This is a genomic window from Helicobacter pylori (genome assembly GCF_001653475.1).
GTDB lineage: Bacteria > Campylobacterota > Campylobacteria > Campylobacterales > Helicobacteraceae > Helicobacter > Helicobacter pylori_CM.
Genome location: NZ_CP011487.1, coordinates 430,417 through 448,656, shown reverse-complemented (window position 1 = coordinate 448,656; position 18,240 = coordinate 430,417). Strand labels below are relative to the sequence as shown.

At 39.0% G+C, this 18,240-nt stretch carries 12 protein-coding genes and 2 pseudogenes; 5 read left to right on the top strand and 9 right to left on the bottom strand.

Annotation, left to right across the window (positions count from 1 at the left end):
* Positions 1-56: 56 nt before the first annotated feature.
* On the top strand, positions 57-2,432 hold the full coding sequence (locus AA974_RS02170; RefSeq protein ID WP_064433229.1) for a TonB-dependent receptor: 2,376 nt from the start codon (positions 57-59) through the stop codon (positions 2,430-2,432).
* On the opposite strand, the gene ruvC is transcribed toward AA974_RS02170, so the two are convergent.
* Positions 2,433-2,906, bottom strand: a complete 474-nt coding sequence (ruvC, locus tag AA974_RS02165; protein WP_064433228.1) for a crossover junction endodeoxyribonuclease RuvC — start codon at positions 2,904-2,906, stop codon at positions 2,433-2,435. It lies immediately after the preceding gene.
* 130 nt (positions 2,907-3,036) lie between these two features.
* On the opposite strand from ruvC, the gene AA974_RS02160 reads away from it, so the two are divergent.
* Positions 3,037-3,768, top strand: a complete 732-nt coding sequence (locus tag AA974_RS02160) for an NYN domain-containing protein (protein WP_064433227.1) — start codon at positions 3,037-3,039, stop codon at positions 3,766-3,768.
* 525 nt (positions 3,769-4,293) lie between these two features.
* Here the strand turns inward: AA974_RS02160 and AA974_RS02150 are convergent.
* The 4 genes and pseudogenes from AA974_RS02150 to AA974_RS02140 all read right to left on the bottom strand — a co-directional run bounded on the left by AA974_RS02150 (position 4,294) and on the right by AA974_RS02140 (position 7,221).
* Positions 4,294-4,569 carry a hypothetical protein gene (locus tag AA974_RS02150; protein ID WP_230380955.1) on the bottom strand — a complete coding sequence of 92 codons (276 nt, stop codon included), beginning with the start codon at positions 4,567-4,569 and terminating at the stop codon, positions 4,294-4,296.
* A gap of 144 nt (positions 4,570-4,713) precedes the next feature.
* Positions 4,714-4,788: pseudogene (locus AA974_RS08345) on the bottom strand (DUF3519 domain-containing protein); the annotation flags it as partial.
* Positions 4,789-4,799: 11 nt separating this feature from the next.
* Positions 4,800-5,351, bottom strand: a complete 552-nt coding sequence (ruvA, locus tag AA974_RS02145) for a Holliday junction branch migration protein RuvA (RefSeq protein WP_064433224.1) — start codon at positions 5,349-5,351, stop codon at positions 4,800-4,802.
* Between the two features lie 25 nt (positions 5,352-5,376).
* Complete coding sequence (locus AA974_RS02140) at positions 5,377-7,221, bottom strand: FapA family protein (RefSeq protein WP_064433223.1); 1,845 nt, start codon at positions 7,219-7,221, stop codon at positions 5,377-5,379.
* 92 nt (positions 7,222-7,313) lie between these two features.
* Between AA974_RS02140 and murJ the strand changes: the two genes are divergently transcribed.
* From murJ to AA974_RS02125, 3 genes are all read left to right on the top strand, one after another.
* Complete coding sequence (gene murJ / locus AA974_RS02135; RefSeq protein ID WP_064433222.1) at positions 7,314-8,774, top strand: murein biosynthesis integral membrane protein MurJ; 1,461 nt, start codon at positions 7,314-7,316, stop codon at positions 8,772-8,774.
* Positions 8,775-10,172: a cysteine--tRNA ligase gene (cysS, locus tag AA974_RS02130; protein ID WP_064433221.1), complete on the top strand. Its 1,398-nt coding sequence runs from the start codon at positions 8,775-8,777 to the stop codon at positions 10,170-10,172.
* Positions 10,173-10,395: 223 nt separating this feature from the next.
* Complete coding sequence (locus AA974_RS02125; RefSeq protein WP_064433220.1) at positions 10,396-14,265, top strand: vacuolating cyotoxin family protein; 3,870 nt, start codon at positions 10,396-10,398, stop codon at positions 14,263-14,265.
* A 163-nt stretch (positions 14,266-14,428) separates the two neighbouring features.
* Here AA974_RS02125 and AA974_RS08225 read toward each other — a convergent pair.
* From AA974_RS08225 to AA974_RS02105, 4 genes and pseudogenes are all read right to left on the bottom strand, one after another.
* Positions 14,429-15,542: pseudogene (locus AA974_RS08225) on the bottom strand (glycosyltransferase family 8 protein).
* 62 nt (positions 15,543-15,604) lie between these two features.
* A complete protein-coding gene (locus tag AA974_RS02115) occupies positions 15,605-16,372 on the bottom strand; it encodes an ABC transporter ATP-binding protein (RefSeq protein WP_064433219.1) in 768 nt (255 codons plus the stop codon).
* Entirely contained in the window at positions 16,372-17,352 is a 981-nt protein-coding gene (locus AA974_RS02110) for a FecCD family ABC transporter permease (protein WP_064433218.1), read from the bottom strand. The genes AA974_RS02115 and AA974_RS02110 overlap by 1 nt, the downstream gene beginning before the upstream one ends.
* Positions 17,345-18,193, bottom strand: a complete 849-nt coding sequence (locus AA974_RS02105) for an SDR family oxidoreductase (protein ID WP_064433217.1) — start codon at positions 18,191-18,193, stop codon at positions 17,345-17,347. Before AA974_RS02105 ends, AA974_RS02110 begins: the two co-directional genes overlap by 8 nt.
* Positions 18,194-18,240 lie beyond the last annotated feature (47 nt).

Below are 18,240 nucleotides of genomic sequence, written 5' to 3'. Positions count from 1 at the left end.
ATTTTGTTTTTTTTGATTTTTATTTTTTGAATTTTTAGATTAAGGAGAGTTGTTGGATGTTTTTAAGATCATACCCAAAGCTTAGATACGCTTTATGTTTCCCCCTGCTCGCTGAAACTTGCTATAGCGAGGAGCACACTTTAAATAAGGTTACCACCCAAGCTAAAAGGATTTTCACTTACAACAATGAGTTTAAAGTAACTTCTAAAGAATTGGATCAACGCCAAAGCAATGAAGTCAAAGACTTGTTTAGGACTAACCCTGATGTGAATGTGGGCGGAGGGAGCGTGATGGGGCAGAAAATCTATGTGAGGGGCGTTGAAGACAGGCTTTTAAGAGTTACGGTGGATGGGGCTGCGCAAAATGGCAATATCTACCACCACCAAGGCAATACCGTGATTGATCCTGGCATGCTCAAAAGCGTGGAAGTTACCAAAGGTGCGGCGAATGCGAGCGCGGGGCCAGGAGCGATCGCGGGAGTGATTAAAATGGAGACTAAAGGAGCGGCTGATTTTATCCCTAGGGGGAAAAATTATGCAGCCAGTGGGGCGGTGAGTTTTTATACCAATTTTGGGGACAGAGAGACTTTTAGATCGGCTTATCAAAGCGCGCATTTTGACATTATCGCTTACTACACGCACCAAAACATCTTCTATTATAGAAGCGGCGCTACAGCGATGAAAAACCTTTTCAATCCCACACAGGCCGATAAAGAGCCAGGAACTCCTAGCGAGCAAAACAACGCTTTGATTAAAATGAATGGTTATTTGAGCGACAGAGACACGCTCACTTTCAGCTGGAACATGACACGAGATAACGCTACACGCCCTTTAAGGAGTAACGCTATAGGGTTAGCCTATCCTTGTGAAGCCCCCTTTAGCCCTGATAGTTCTCAAGGGTGTCCTAATGTGTTAGACAGCTTCACTAGATACATGTATCACTCTGTCAATAGCGCTAACAACCTTTCATTACAATACAAAAGAGAAGCAGGAAATTCTTTTGGCGACCCACGATTAGATTTTACCCTTTATACAAGCATTAGAAACGCTAAGTTTGATCCCCTATTTGATCCTAATGGCGTTTATGCTAGATTCCTCACTTCTCAAGCGAGCGCATGGGAAAAAGAAAATTACCCATGCGTTGAAGGCGGGTATTGCACCCCAAGCTTTTCAGATGTGGATAAACCAAGCTCACAGCCTAGGGATTTGTTTTTAAACAACACCGGGTTAAACCTTAAGGTCGCGCATGTGATTGATGAAGCCACAGACAGCCTTTTTGAATACGGATTCAACTACCAAAATTTAAGCGTTTTTGACGCTCGCATCCCTAAATCAGAATTATACAAGCCTAATCAAGTTTATACTGATGATAAAGGACAAAAACAAATCGCTTGCAGTCTTGTGGATAATAACCCCAATGACCCTACTCTGTGCCAAAGAGGGAAAGCGAATGGGAATATTTATGGAGGCTATGTGCAGGCGAATTACTCGCCTCATAAAATCATCACTTTTGGAGCCGGGGTCAGGTGGGATGCATACACGCTTTATGATAAAGACTATAACTACCGCTACACTCAAGGCTTTAGCCCTAGCGCGGCTCTTGTGATCAGCCCCATTGAGCCTTTATCTTTAAAAATCACTTATTCTCAAGTTACAAGGGGAGTTATGCCAGGAGATGGCGTGTATATGCGCCAAAACGATTTACGATACGCTAAAAATATCAAGCCTGAAGTGGGCTCTAACGCTGAATTCAATATTGATTATTCAAGCCAGTATTTTAGCGGGAGGGCTGCGGCGTTTTATCAAGCTTTGGATAATTTCATCTCACAATACGCGCAAAATTTGGTTGTAACCAATTTGAGTCAAGCAATTAGGATTTATGGCTATGAAGTGGGTGGGATTTTCAGATATAAGGGCGTGAGTTTGAATGTAGGGATCTCGCGCACTTGGCCCACCACTAGGGGGTATTTGATGGCAGACAGCTATGAGCTTGCCGCAAGCACCGGTAATGTTTTTATCATTAAATTGGATTACACCATCCCCAAAACAGGGATCAATCTTGCATGGCTTAGCCGTTTTGTTACCGGTTTAGATTATTGCGGGTTTGATATTTACTTGCCTGATTATGGGACGGCTGAAAAACCCAAAACCCCTACCGATTTAGCCAAATGCGGATCACAATTAGGGTTAGTGCATATGTATAAACCAGGCTATGGCGTGAGTAATTTTTATGTCAATTGGAGTCCTAAAACCAAAAGCCGCTGGAAAGGTTTGTTGCTTTCAGCTGTATTTAATAATGTTTTCAACAAATTTTATGTGGATCAAACAAGCCCTTATGTCATGAGCCCGGATATGCCAGGCACTGACGCTGTTAAAAGAGCGATCGCAGAACCTGGTTTTAACGCGCGTTTTGAAGTGGCTTACAAATGGTAGTTAGTAGGGCTTCAATCGTTGCGCATGCGTGATAGCAACGGCTATCGCATCGCTAATATCCAAAGGCTTGATTTCGCTTGTGATGTTAAGCAAGCGTTTGACCATAAAGGCCACTTGCTCTTTAGCGGCTTTCCCGTTACCGGTCAGAGCTTTTTTGACTTGTAAGGGCGTGTATTCGCTAAAATTACCAATCCTTTCTAAAATCTTTAAGGACAACGCCCCCCTGAATTGCGCGAGCTTAATCACGCTTTTAGGGTTATACCCAAAAAAAATATCTTCAATTGCCACTTCATTGACTTCGTAACGATCCAATAAGCAATCTAAGGCTTCTATCAAGTCTAAAATCTGTTCTTGCAAGCGTGTCGTGGTGATATTAATGAACCCGGCCGTGATTAAAGAAAGCTTGTTAGAAGTGTGAGAGATAATAGCATACCCGCATTTCCTACTGCCCGGATCTATTCCTAAAATACGCATCAACCATTCCTATTATTTAAGCGCAAGGTTTAAAAAACGCTATTATTATATCCATGTTTCTTGTTAGCGCAAAATACAAGACTGCATTAAGAATTTTAAAAAATTTAGCCTATAAATAAGGGAGCAATAAATGAAAGCAAACACAATCATACTAGTGGATTGGGAGAATTTCAGGCGCGATATTAAACAAACAAAATGCGTTAATTATAATATCGCTTTAGATGTTATCGTTACTATTAGGGCTTTTTTACTGGATGATGAGAGGATCAGTCGTATTTACTTTTATACCACCCCACCCTTTGATTTTAAACATGCGTTATGGGATAAGAGGAATGACACCCTCCAAAATGAAAAAAATCCGGGAACAGAAATGAAAATCTTCACAAGCAGCGACATTGAAGAGATCTTACAAAGCAGTGGAGCGACTAAATGGGAAAAGATTTATAGCGATGTGGAAAATTTCCAACACGATCTGGCTTCATTGGATCAAGTGGAATTGAGATTAGGGAGAACGAAATTGCATGCAATAAGAGTGGAGTTTGATGGGAGTTATAGGGCGTTATTAGAGCAAAAACAGGTGGATATGCTCATGGGTCTTGACATTCAAAGAATAGCCTTTAAAAAAATAGCTGATAGGATTCTTATATTTTCAAAAGATACTGATTTGATCCCAGCACTCAAATTAGCCAGAGATGAGGGGCTAAGGGTGGATATTGCCGATTTGTCTAACAGATTGTCTCTTCTTAGCCAGGATTTGAAATACAATTCTGATAAAGTGAGGAAATTGAGTAGTAACGAAGTCAAAGACAAGTTCTTTTCAATCAGAGAAAATCTCACTAAAACCAACTGGGCTTTAAACTAAAAACCAACAAAGTTCTAGTAACGAGGCAAACAGAGTAACCAAAATTTCTTTTTTTAAAAATTAAAAGGCTTTAACCAAAGAGCTGACCCATTAACGATCCTATTCCTTAGGTTGTGGAAGTTTAAAATGAAGGATCTTACTGTCCTTATCGGTTTGGATTTTAATCTCCATGAGATTTTTGCAATCGTGTTCTATTGTCAGAGATTCTCCAAATTTAAGCTTGGACATAGCGGTTTTTTTGGCTTCGAACTCCTGGGAGTTGTCTTGTGCTTTATCCGTTTCATCTATGAGGTTTAGTTCAGATTTGTTACTATCTAGAAGCTCTTGAACCTTATTTTGCAATTCTTCAACTGAATGTTCAATAGAACTTAAAAGGCTTTTTTTAAGGGATTCAAAATCAAGATCATTATCCCAAGTATAAGAATCTTTTCGTTCATTGAGCCAACGGATTAACGCCGGATAATCATCAATATTTATTACATCTTTATAGTATTTTTGAAAATTAGCAATTTCATTTTGATACTCTTAAATCGTTTTTTCATTTTTAGCGATGAAATTTCGATCACTCTCAAGCTCATAGTAAAAGTATTCTCTTGCTAGTTCTTCTTCTGACTCTTTTTCAATTCTTTCTGAACCTTTATTGTAAGCAGTATCAGAACAATTCCCCCTATTAAACTCAATATTTTGGATTTCTATATTGTCTGTTTTAGAGATGATTGTCAGTTTGTTTTCATGGAGTCTTGTTTCAATGGGGATTGTATCATCTTTTATTAGACTAATTAATCCCTTACCTAATGACATTATAATCAATAAAGTCAATAATACTTTAGCGCTTGTTCATTGTGTGATTGCCCTTCAACATCTATTGGTGGTTTCTATCATGGGACTGGCAAAACCAAAAATTATTATTAATATTAGGCCCACTTCTTTTTATTATACCCACATTAAAACCTTTTCACCTCTTTCAAAACTTGTAATCGTATAATGATTTTTTAAAGGCGTATTTCCTTTTTGACTGCTTCAACCTTTTTTTAAGAACGCAGTTGCTGTAAGGCTTCTTTAATCGCTGCTTCGGTGCTGAGATTGGGTTTTAGGGTTTTTAAAACTTTATTGATTTCAACGCTTTTAAAGCCCAAACTCTCTAAGGCTAAAAAGACTTCATTGCGTGCAGGGCTGGTTTCATCTTGAATGAAAAAGCCAATCAAATCCACCATGATCTTATCAGCGAGCTTTTTGCCTATGCCTGGGACTTGCTGGAGTCTTTTGACTTCTTTAGTGGCGATAATGTTTTCAAATTCATTCGGCGAAAAGCTTGAAAGAATGGCCAAAGCGATACGCCCCCCTACCCCATTGATTTTTAAAAGCCTTTCAAAGAGAATTTTTTCGCTCTCTTCTAAAAACCCGTATAAAAGATGTGCATCTTCTTTAATTACTTGTAAGATTTTCAAACGCGCCTTTTGGCCCGCTTGAAGCAAAGCAGAAGTTCGCATAGAAACTTGCACCCCATAAACAACCCCTTGCACTTCTATATGCACTTCTAAAGCGGAGATTTTTTCCACAACCCCTATCAAACCCACTATCATTTTTATCCCTTTTTTATTTCTCGCTCTAGCCTTTTATAGCACTTTTAGGGACTTTTTTGATTTTATGATCTTCATAGATCACATTCACGCTTTCATTATGGCTTAACATAGCGCTCAAGTTGCTCACTTTAGGGTAATTGCGATGGTAGATCACGATATTTTCTTGCTTGAAAGGGTTTTTAGTCATAACGCTTGCATGCTGGAAGCTGTTTTCTATGCTAATGAGTTTAGCGTAGCATTCGTTGTTGATTTTTTGCAATTCTAGCATTTGGGCTTTTAAGATTTTCAAACGCTTTAAAGCAAACATAAACTCGCTATAAGCGTCTTTCACGCTTTCTTGTTGCATTAAAGAGCGTTTGATTTCTTCGGTGGCATTTTTAAGCTTTTCCATGATGGCTTGATTGTTTTTGACTAAATGGTTTAAGGACTGGTGCTGAGCGATGATTTTTTTAGATTTTAACCCTAATGCATTGAGTTTTTGTTTAGCGGCTTTCAATTCTTCTTGGTTTTCTCGCCCCCCAAAAGCGTAAAAAATAAAGCGGTTGCCATTGCCATCCACCTCATCAATCAAACATTGCTTGGAAAAATACAGCTTGTTATCGCTTTTAAGCTTTTCTAAAGCGATTTCTTTCGCATAGACCACGCTCCCCGCGCTCGCTTCCACTTTAACGCTATTGGCATACACTTTAGCACGCTCTAAATACTTGCACTCAAACTCTTTAGCGTAGCACACGCCCTTATGGTTAGTGATACGCGCTTTATTGGCATAGACATAGCTTTCAGGGTGGATTTGCCCCTCTATAGTAATTTCTTTAGCCACTAAGATCACATTCTTGCCCACATTGCCCTTAATGTTAATCGCACTCGCTTCTAAAATGAGGTTAGAATCAATCGCATCGCTCAATTCATCTTTAGCTTGAATCTCTAAAACTAGAGCGCTTTCCACTCCCCCTAAAAGATTAGGCGTTTCAATGGATTTGATCCCGTTTTTAAAAATAAAATTTTGCTTAGAAACCAAACGCCCTTTTTCCATTTTAACCCCTTGTAAGGCTTTGGAGTAATACACTAAAGCGTTATTTTCTTCTCTTTCTTCAAAAGCGTTTTTGTCATGCCCTATAGGGGTGGGCGAATTGGCCGCTTTAGGCAATTCAATATAAAGACCTTTAAGGTTACGGCCGTCTCTACCTTGTTTGGGGTAATTCACGCAAGCGACTTTTTGATTTTCTTTAGCGATATAATAATTTTCTTTAACAAACGATTCTTCTTGATCGCTTAAGGGAATGGTATGCGTTGGAAGGTATTCTTCTTCTAATAAAAAATGGGATTGTTCTTCTGTATTGGGGATAAAGGTTGAAGAAGCGTATAAAATAAAGCGCTTATTTTGGGCTTCTTTTTTATATTTTCTTAATTCTGTTTTTAAATTTTCATACATTTGTGGAAGATGGCGGAACACCACGCCCTCAAAGGCTAAACGCTCTTTAATATACGCAAACATTTCTTGGTAATGCTCTTCAGTGTCTAGGACAATAAAACACTCGTCTAAAACAATTTCTATCCCACTCAAATTTTCATCCACTTCCACTTCAAAAAAGCGCTTATAAGCGTTTGATTTGATTTTAATGTCGTGGGTTTGATAAAGGGTTAGCTCTTTTTTTTCATAGTATTCATCTTCTTCTAATTGTTGCAATTCCCCACCAAAAGCCTCGCTAAAATCGTCTTTAGCGCTGTTTTTGATAAAAATAGAAGTTTTTAAAATCTCAAACCATAGATCTTCTGTTTGTAATTTATTTTCAGCAGCCGCTTTTTTTAATTCGTTTTGAATGTCTTTGCACCGCTCAACTTTTATAGGGGCAAAATGCTCCAAGCTCATTTTTTAATCCTCAAATGGTATAATATAAGAATTTGAAAAAAGAAATATGCTAACAAAAAAACACTGAAAATTAGGTAATAAATACGGCTAGCATGCTAAAAAAAATATTTTTAACGAATAGCTTAGGGATTTTATGCTCTAGGGTTTTTGGCTTTTTACGGGATTTGATGATGGCTAATATTCTAGGGGCTGGGGTGTATAGCGATATTTTCTTTGTGGCTTTCAAATTGCCTAATTTATTCAGGCGTATTTTTGCGGAGGGCTCTTTTTCTCAAAGCTTTTTACCGGGCTTCATACGAAGTTCTATTAAAGGGAGCTTTGCGAGTTTAGTGGGGCTTATTTTTTGTGGTGTTTTATTGGTATGGTGCTTATTGGTGGCATTAAACCCCTTATGGCTCACCAAACTCCTCGCTTATGGCTTTAATGAAGAAACGCTCAAACTCTGCGCTCCTATTGTAGCGATCAATTTTTGGTATCTTTTATTGGTGTTTATCACCACTTTTTTAGGTGCGCTTTTACAATACAAACACAGCTTTTTTGCCAGCGCTTATAGCGCAAGCTTACTCAATTTATGCATGATTTTAGCCCTTTTTATTTCTAAAGAAAAAACGCATTTAGAAGCGTTGTATTATTTGAGCTATGGCGTGCTTTTAGGAGGTGTGGCTCAAATTTTATTACACTTTTATCCTTTAGTGAAATTAGGCTTATGGGCTTTATTATTTAAAGGGTTGTTGGGCTTTAAAACTAAAAACGCGCTCAAAAAAGAATATCGTTTGAATCGGGCTAAAAGGGATTTGAAAGGGTTTTTCAAGCAATTCTTCCCCAGCGTCTTAGGCAATTCTAGCGCTCAAATCGCTTCTTTTTTAGACACCACGATAGCCTCTTTTCTAGCGAGCGGGAGCGTGTCTTATTTGTATTACGCTAATAGAGTTTTTCAGCTCCCTTTAGCTTTATTCGCTATCGCTATCTCTAGCACCCTTTTCCCTAGCATTGCGATCGCACTTAAAAACAATCAGCAGGATTTAATCTTACAGCGCTTGCAAAAGGCGTGGTTTTTTTTGGTGGGGGTTTTGCTCTTTTGCAGCATTGGAGGGATAATGTTAAATAAAGAAATCACAGAGCTTTTATTTGAAAGAGGGCAATTTAGCCCTAAAGACACCTTAATCACTTCGCAAGTCTTTTCGCTCTATCTTTTAGGCTTACTCCCTTTTGGGCTAACCAAACTCTTTTCTTTATGGCTTTATGCGAAATTAGAACAAAAAAAAGCGGCTAAAATCTCTTTAATTTCGCTTTTTTTAGGTTTAGTGGCTTCTTTGAGTTTAATGCCTTTGTTAGGGGTTTTAGGTTTGGCTTTAGCGAATAGTTTGAGCGGGTTATTTTTATTTGTTTTAACGATAAAAGCGTTTGGCTTTCAACCATTCTTGGGTATAATTAAAAATTTAAAATTATGGCTTGTAATCCTTTTCCTCGCTTGCGTGGAAATCTTATTACTCTTAGCGTTCAAATCGTGGGTTACACATTTACATTTATTTTATTATTTTCAAGGTTTTTAAATGTTTATTTATGATACCAAATTAAAACAAAAAGTCCCTTTTGAGCCTTTAGTTGAAAAAAAGGCGAATATTTATGTGTGCGGGCCTACGGTGTATGATGACGCTCATTTAGGGCATGCCAGGAGCGCGATTGCTTTTGATTTGCTAAGGCGCACGCTTGAATTGAGCGGCTATGAAGTGGTGCTAGTAAGGAATTTCACGGATATTGACGACAAGATCATCAACAAAGCCTTAAAAGAAAACAAAAGCATTCAAGAATTAAGCAGTATTTATATTGAATCTTACACGAGGGATTTAAACGCTTTAAATGTGAAAAAACCCAGCCTAGAGCCTAAAGCGAGCGAGTATTTAGACGCTATGGTGGGTATGATTGAAACGCTTTTAGAAAAAAATATCGCTTATCAGGTCTCTAATGGGGATATTTATTTAGACACGAGCAAGGATAAAGATTACGGCTCTTTGAGCGTGCATAATAGCAGCATTGAATTTGGCCGTATTGGTTTGGTGCAAGAAAAACGGCTTGAGCAGGATTTTGTTTTATGGAAAAGCTATAAGGGGGATAATGATGTGGGCTTTGATAGCCCTTTAGGCAAAGGGCGCCCTGGCTGGCATATAGAATGCTCTAGCATGGTTTTTGAAACTTTAGCGCTCACTAACACCTCTTATCAAATTGACATCCATGCAGGCGGAGCGGATTTGTTATTCCCCCACCATGAAAATGAAGCGTGCCAAACCCGTTGCGCCTTTGGCGTGGAGCTTGCTAAATACTGGATGCATAATGGCTTTGTGAATATCAATAACGAAAAAATGTCTAAAAGTTTAGGGAATAGCTTTTTTATTAAAGACGCTCTCAAAAACTATGATGGCGAAATTTTGCGTAATTACTTACTAGGGGTGCATTATCGCTCTGTTTTGAATTTCAATGAAGAAGACTTGTTAGTGAGTAAAAAACGCTTGGATAAAATCTATCGCCTAAAACAGCGCGTTTTAGGGACTCTTGGAGGAATAAATCCTAACTTTAAAAAAGAAATTTTAGAATGCATGCAAGATGATTTAAACATTTCTAAAGCGTTGAGCGTTTTAGAAAGCATGCTTTCTTCTACTAATGAAAAACTTGATCAAAACCCCAAAAACAAGGCTTTAAAGGGCGAAATTTTAGCGAATTTGAAATTCATAGAAGAACTGCTTGGCATCGGGTTTAAAGACCCTACTATCTATTTCCAATTAGGCGTGAGTGAAAGCGAAAAACAAGAAATTGAAAGCAAGATAGAAGAAAGAAAACGCGCCAAAGAACAAAAAGATTTTTTAAAAGCCGATAGCATCAGAGAAGAGCTTTTGAAACAAAAAATCGCTTTGATGGACACCCCACAAGGCACGATTTGGGAGAAGTTTTTTTAAACGCCTCCAATTTTACCTTTTTACACATTCTAGCCACAACTTTCAATATTTTTGCTTTTTAATCTTGTAAATTTTATATTTATTTACCTAATACTTGATAAAATTAAACATCTGTTGTAAATACTACATATTTATAACCTTAATCGTAAATGCAACAGAAATTTTCTAGTCTAAAGTCGCACCCTTTGTGCAAAAATCGTTTTATAATAAAGAAAGGAAGAAAATGGAATTACAACAAACACACTGCAAGATCAATCGCCCTCTAGTTTCTCTTGCTTTAGTAGGAACGTTGGTCAGCATCACACCGCAACAAAGTCATGCCGCCTTTTTTACAACCGTGATCATTCCAGCCATTGTTGGGGGTATCGCTACAGGCACCGCTGTAGGAACGGTCTCAGGGCTTCTTGGCTGGGGGCTCAAACAAGCCGAAGAAGCTAATAAAACCCCGGACAAACCCGATAAAGTTTGGCGCATTCAAGCAGGAAGAGGTTTTAATGAATTCCCTAACAAGGAATACGACTTATACAAATCCCTTTTATCCAGTAAGATTGATGGAGGTTGGGATTGGGGGAATGCCGCTAGGCATTATTGGGTCAAAGGCGGGCAATGGAACAAGCTTGAAGTGGATATGAAAGACGCTGTAGGGACTTATAAGCTTTCAGGGCTAAGAAACTACACTGGTGGGGATTTAGATGTGAATATGCAAAAAGCCACTTTGCGCTTAGGCCAATTCAATGGCAATTCTTTCACAAGCTTTAAAGATAGTGCTGATCGCACCACGAGAGTGGATTTCAACGCTAAAAATATCTCAATTGATAATTTTTTAGAAATCAATAATCGTGTGGGTTCTGGAGCCGGTAGAAAAGCCAGCTCTACGGTTTTAACTTTGCAAGCTTCAGAAGGGATCACTAGCAGTAAAAACGCTGAAATTTCTCTTTATGATGGCGCCACGCTTAATTTGGCTTCAAACAGCGTTAAATTAATGGGTAATGTGTGGATGGGCCGTTTGCAATATGTGGGAGCGTATTTGGCCCCTTCATACAGCACGATAAACACTTCAAAAGTGACAGGGGAAGCGCATTTTAACCATCTCACTGTGGGCGATAAAAACGCTGCTCAAGCAGGCATTATCGCTAGTAAAAAGACTAATATTAGCACATTGGATTTGTGGCAAAGTGCAGGGTTAAATATCATCGCCCCTCCAGAAGGTGGTTATAAGGATAAACCTAATAATACCAATTCTCAAAGTGGTGCTAAAAATGACAAAAATGAAAGCGCTAAAAACGACAAACAAGATAGTAACACTCAGGTCATTAACCCACCCAATAGCGGGCAAAAAACAGAAATCCAACCCACGCAAGTCATTGATGGGCCTTTTGCTGGAGCCAAAGACACGGTGGTCAATATCAACCGCATCAACACTAACGCTGATGGCACGATTAAAGTGGGAGGGTATACAGCTTCTCTTACCACCAATGCAGCTAATTTGAATATCGGCAAAGGCGGTGTCAATCTGTCCAATCAAGCGAGCGGGCGCTCTCTTTTAGTGGAAAATCTAACCGGGAATGTCACCGTTGATGGGGCTTTAATGGTGAATAATCAAGTGGGCGGTTATGCTTTGGCAGGCTCGAGCGCGAATTTTGAGTTTAAGGCTGGTGTGGATACCAAAAACGGCACAATCGCTTTTAATAACAATATCAGTCTGGGAAGATTTGTGAATTTAAAAGCGAGCGCTCATACGGTCAATTTTAAAGATATTGATACTGGTAATGGTGGTTTCAACACCTTAGACTTTAGTGGTGTTACAAACAAGGTCAATATCAACAAGCTCATTACAGCTTCCACTAATGTGGCCATTAAAAACTTCAACATTAATGAATTGTTGGTTAAAACCAATGGGATAAGTGTGGGGGAATACACTAATTTTAGCGAAGATATAGGCAGTCAATCGCGCATCAACACCGTGCGTTTGGAAACTGGCACTAGGTCAATCTATTCTGGGGGTGTTAAGTTTAAAGGCGGTGAAAAACTGGTTATCAATGATTTTTACTACGCCCCTTGGAATTATTTTGACGCCAGGAATATTAAAAATGTTGAAATCACCAACAAACTTGCTTTTGGGCCTCAAGGGAGCCCTTGGGGCACGGCAAAACTCATGTTTAATAATCTAACCCTAGGTCCCAATGCAGTCATGGATTATAGTCAATTTTCAAATATAACCATTCAGGGGAATTTTATTAACAATCAAGGCACTATCAATTATTTGGTTCGAGGCGGGAATATAGAAACCTTAAGCGTAGGCAATGCAGCAGTCATGAGTTTTAATAATGATATAGATAGTGCGACTGGATTTTACAAACCGCTTATCAAAATTAACAGCGCTCAAGATCTCATTAAAAATAAAGAACATGTCTTATTGAAAGCGAAAATCATCGGTTATGAAAATGTTTCTTTAGGCACTAACAGCATTAGTAATGTGAGTCTAATAGAACAATTCAACGAGCGCCTAGCCCTTTATAACAACAATAACCGCATGGATACTTGTGTGGTGCGAAATACCGATGACATTAAAGCATGCGGGATGGCTATCGGCAATCAAGCCATGGTGAATAACCCTGACAATTACAAGTATCTTATCGGTAAGGCATGGAAAAATTTAGGTATCAGTAAAACGGCTAATGGCTCTAAAATCTCTGTGCGTTATTTAGGTAATGCTACAACACCTACTAATCCTACAGATTTACCCAAAAACGCTGAAAACAGCACTAAAAATGCGCGTTTCGCTAGCTACGCTCTTATAAAGAACGCTCCTTTCGCTCACGCCACTCCTAATTTAGTCGCTATCAATAAGCATGATTTTGGCACTATTGAAAGCGTGTTTGAATTGGCTAACCGCTCTAGCGATATTGACACGCTTTATGCTAACTCAGGTGCAAAAGGTAGGGATCTCTTACAAACCTTATTGATTGATAGCCATGATGCGGGTTATGCCAGAACCATGATTGATTCCACAAGCACTGGTGAAATCACCAAGCAATTGAATGCGGCCACTGACGCTTTAAACAACATAGCCAGTTTAGAGCATAAGACAAGCGGCTTACAAACTTTGAGCTTGAGCAATGCGATGATTTTAAATTCTCGTTTAGTCAATCTCTCCAGGAGGCACACCAACAATATTGACTCGTTCGCCCAACGCTTACAAGCTTTAAAAGGCCAAAGATTCGCTGCTTTAGAAAGCGCGGCAGAAGTGTTGTATCAATTTGCCCCTAAATATGAAAAACCCACCAATGTTTGGGCTAACGCTATTGGAGGAGCGAGCCTAAATAGCGGTGGCAACACTTCATTGTATGGCACAAGCGCAGGCGTAGATGCTTACCTTAATGAGAAAGTGGAAGCCATTGTGGGCGGATTTGGAAGCTATGGTTATAGCTCTTTTAGTAACCAAGCGAACTCTCTTAACTCTGGGGTCAATAACGCTAATTTTGGCGTGTATAGCCGTATCTTTGCTAACCGGCATGAATTTGATTTTGAAGCTCAAGGAGCTGTAGGGAGTGATCAATCAAGCTTGAATTTCAAAAGCGCTTTATTGCGAGATTTGAATCAAAGCTATAATTACTTAGCCTATGGCGCTGCAACAAGAGCGAGCTATGGTTATGACTTTGTGTTTTTTAGGAACGCTTTAGTGTTAAAACCAAGCGTGGGCGTGAGCTATAACCATTTAGGTTCAACCAACTTTGAAAGCAACAGCACCCATAAAGTGGCTTTAAAAAATGGTGCAAGCAGTCAGCATTTATTCAACGCTAGTGCTAATGTGGAAGCGCGTTATTATTATGGGGACACTTCATACTTCTATATGAATGCTGGAGTTTTACAAGAATTTGCTAATTTTGGTTCTAGCAATGCGGTGTCTTTAAACACCTTTAAAGTGAATGCCGCTCGCAATCCTTTAAATACCCATGCTAGAGTGATGATGGGTGGGGAATTGCAATTGGCTAAAGAAGTGTTTTTGAATTTGGGCTTTATTTATTTACACAACTTGATTTCCAATGCAAGCCATTTCGCTTCCAATTTAGGAATGAGGTATAGTTTCTAAATACCGCTCTTAAACCCATGCTTAAAGCATGGGATGTGATGGATTTAAAAAGCGTAACTAGGGGAAGGGTTTAATCTCATGTTTGATTTGGTTTATCACCCCTTTCATGCTAGTGTGTTATTAGCAAACCAACCTAAGGGATTAGCCTTTAAAATAAACTCCACTAACGCAAACAAAAAGACTCTAGCTTTTTAAAAATCTTAAATAAAACATATTTTATTAGAAGTTTTTTATTCAGCCTAGTGTTTAAAAATTCAAAAAAATCCTTTTTGTTGTGGTCATTAATTTCAGTAAAACTTTTAATTTTACCCACTAAATTCTCAAAAACTAAAGAATCAAAAGAAGTTTTAAAAGCTACTTGGTGCCATTCTTGAGAATACGGGTAGCCAAAATGTTTCCAAGGCTTTTCATCAGCATAAAAATGCAACATGCAAGCATCAGATTTTTTAGGTATCATCCTCGTCCCAACCATGCGTGGATGGACATTATACTTGCAAGGTATTTCTAAAATACACCCTTGACAAACAAGCACAAATAAATCTTGCTCTGGCAACAAAAGCCCTTCATCTCTTGTTTTAAAAAAATCAATCAGTTTTTCTTCCAAATGACGCTCCCTCCACAACGCCAAATTGACTAGCATAAAACCTGCATTAATAAGGGTTTTCATATAAAATTTCCACTTCTTGAAAGGTTAGGCTTTTATGACTGATTTTAACACCCATTCCACTAGACCAGTTAAGACGAGACAAAAACAAATCATTAGCGCTATGAATGCCAATCAATGAAAAGTCTTCTTTAACTGCTCCCCAATACTCTCCATCCATAGGGATAAAAAAGCTCTCGCTAATATCGCCCGCAAACAAGGTATCCACATCAAATGTGATAATTTTTTCATATTGAGGAAAAATACTCGCTAGTAGCAAACGGCATAAAATCATTTTAGTAAAACGCTTTTTAGCAAAAGAATTGACTCTTAAGAAAAGTTGAGAAATCAATTTAAAAGGGTAAGCGTCATTCTTTGAAATATCACAAAATTCAATATTAGAAAATGCGCTAAATGGGGCTATAGTTCGCTTTATTTTTTCTATACTTTCAGTACTCAAACTATCCACTAAACAATGGATTTGATAAAAAAGTTTTACTCCATCTCTTTCTTGCTTGGCACAAGAAAGCATGGAATATAAACTCACACCAGCAGGGATGCAATAATTATTGTCAAAAGCTACTACTATAGGAATAGTCTGAAATGGGGGGGTAACAGATGCACTAATTTTCATATAAATCCCTTGAAAATAAAAATAATTGAAACATTATAACCAAGATCCTCTATTTTCAAGCCCTACAACGCATACACGACAAGCTTATTATCATGCCAAATCGCTTCTAATGGCGTATCATAGAGCGCGCTTAAATTGTGTGAAGTCATAGCGATTTGCGTGGAAGCTTGCAAGAAAAGTTTTTTATCTTTGAGCATGACCACATGCGTGGAGTGCCTGGCAACCAAATTCGGATCATGGATATTGACTAAAACGCTCAATTCTCGTTTTTTCATCTCATCTTTAATCGCATCAAAAAAAAGGGCTTGATTTTTTAAATCTAAAGCACTCGTAGGCTCATCCAGTAACAATAAAGGCGTTCTTTGCAATAAACTTCTGGCTAAAAGCACCATTTGCCTTTGACCGCCGGACAAATCATTGATGCCTTGATCTTTTAAGGACTCTAAATTCAAGCGCTCTAAAACGCCAATAGCTTCTTTAATGTGCTTAGCTTTAGGCATAGCGAACAGATTCAAATGCGTCGCTTTCCCCATTAAAACAAAATCCAGCACGCTGAAATTAAACGCATAATATTCCACTTGGGGGATATAAGCAATCAATTTGGCTTTTTCATAAGGCTTTAAGGGTAAAATATCTTTGTTACACGCTTTAATTTCGGTTTCTTCTAAAGGCTTTAAAAGCCCTAAAAGGCATTTTAAAAGCGTGGTTTTACCGGAGCCATTAGGCGCTAGTATGCTTGTAATGCTGTTTTTTGGCACGCTGAAACTCAATTTATCCAAAATGAGTTTTTGAGAATATTTAAAGGACAGGTTTTTAACTTCTAAGACCATTACACCCCCCTAGTTCTGAATAAAAGCCACAAGAAGAAAGGCGCTCCTAAAACGCTTGTCGCAATGCCTACCGGTAAATCATAGGGGGTAATGGTTTTAGCCACCACATCCGCTAAAAGCAAGAAAAATGCTCCCATTAACAAAGAGCTTAAAAGCAGTTTTTGCAAATTCGCCCCAAAAAACAACCTCGCTACATGCGGAATGACTAACCCAATCCAACCAATCGTGCCGGACACGCTCACCGCTAAAGCGCTCGCAACGCTCACGCACACCAAACAAAGCGATCGCAACAGCACCGGATTAATACCCAAACTCAAACTTTGCGCATCGCTCAAGCTCAATAAATTGATGCGCCACCTTAACAAAAAAAGCGGGATAAAGCCTAAAGATAGCCCTATGAAAGCGATCAAGCAATCCTTATAACTGCTCAAAGACAAGCTCCCTAAAAGCCACACGACAATCGCTTGCGCTTTTTCGGGGATCACAAAGAATTTTATCGCTCCGGCTAGCGCGCTTAAAAACGCGCTCAACACCACCCCTGAAAGCACCAATGAAAGGACGGAATTGCCTAAAACCCTATTCATCGCTAAGACGGCAAGACTGGCTAAAATTGCCCCAAAAAACGCTAAAATCGCAATATTAGACTCCACTACCGCTATCGCCATCGCCACGCCTAGCATCGCCCCACTAGAAATCCCTAATAAAAAAGGATCGACTAAGGGGTTTCTGAAAATCGTTTGCATCACCACCCCACTCCCGGACAAACTCGCTCCCACCAAGAGCGCTAAAATCACTCGTGGTAGTCGTATTTCTAAAATAATAATACTTAAAGAGCTCAGTTCTTCATTGTGCAAAAAGTGGTTTTTCACATTGAGACACACTTCTTGCCATTCTTCCAAACTCAAAGACTCCCCTCCAAATAAAAGCACCACCACTGCTAAAATCACGCAAGCTAATGCAATATGATAGGTTTTAAGCATCACGCTTCCTTTTAAGAACGATCAATCTAAACAAAGAATCATACCAACTACTGGGGAGGATTCTATACAACGCTAACAATAATTGGGTTTTTAAGCCGATCAAATAGCGGGCCTTGATTTTTGGACTCATGGTAAGAAAAACGATTTTTTGCGCCACTTCTTTAGCGCTTAAAGCTTTTTGATACACGCCAGAATAAAAGCTTTTAGCCGCATCCACCTCTAATGCATAAAGGCTATCTTTTCGCTCATCGTTTTCAAAAGCGGTTTTTTCCCAGTTGCTTTTCACCGGGCCTGGCTCAATCAAACACACCTGAATGTTAAAGGGTTTAAGCTCTAAACGCAAGGCATCGCTATAAGCCTCTAAGGCATGCTTACTCGCGCTGTAATGGCCTAAAAAGAGCATGCTCACACGCCCTGCTATGGAAGAAAGATTAAAAATCTTAGAGTAAGGCTTGTTTTTCAGTAAGGGCAAACAAAACTGCACCACTTCACAAAGGGCAAAAAAATTCACACCAAATTGTTTTTTAACCTCGTCAATAGGCGTGTCTTCTACGCTCCCAAACACCCCATAACCGGCGGAATTGATCAAAACATCGCAATGATTTTCTTTAGCACTGATGTTTGAAAACACTTCTTTTAAAGCGTTAGAATCGCTCACATCAATATCAATGCTCTCGCATAACGCATGGTTTAACGCTACGCACAAAGTCACGTGCCTAGAGAGTGCATAGACTTTATACCCTTGATCTAACAGCATTAACGCACACTCTAACCCAATCCCAGAACTCGCCCCAGTGATAATCGCTACCTTTTGGCTTTCTTTTCTCTCTCCAACGCCCATTATCTAACGCCAACCCTCTTATTATTTTTATAATTCCTCTAATATTC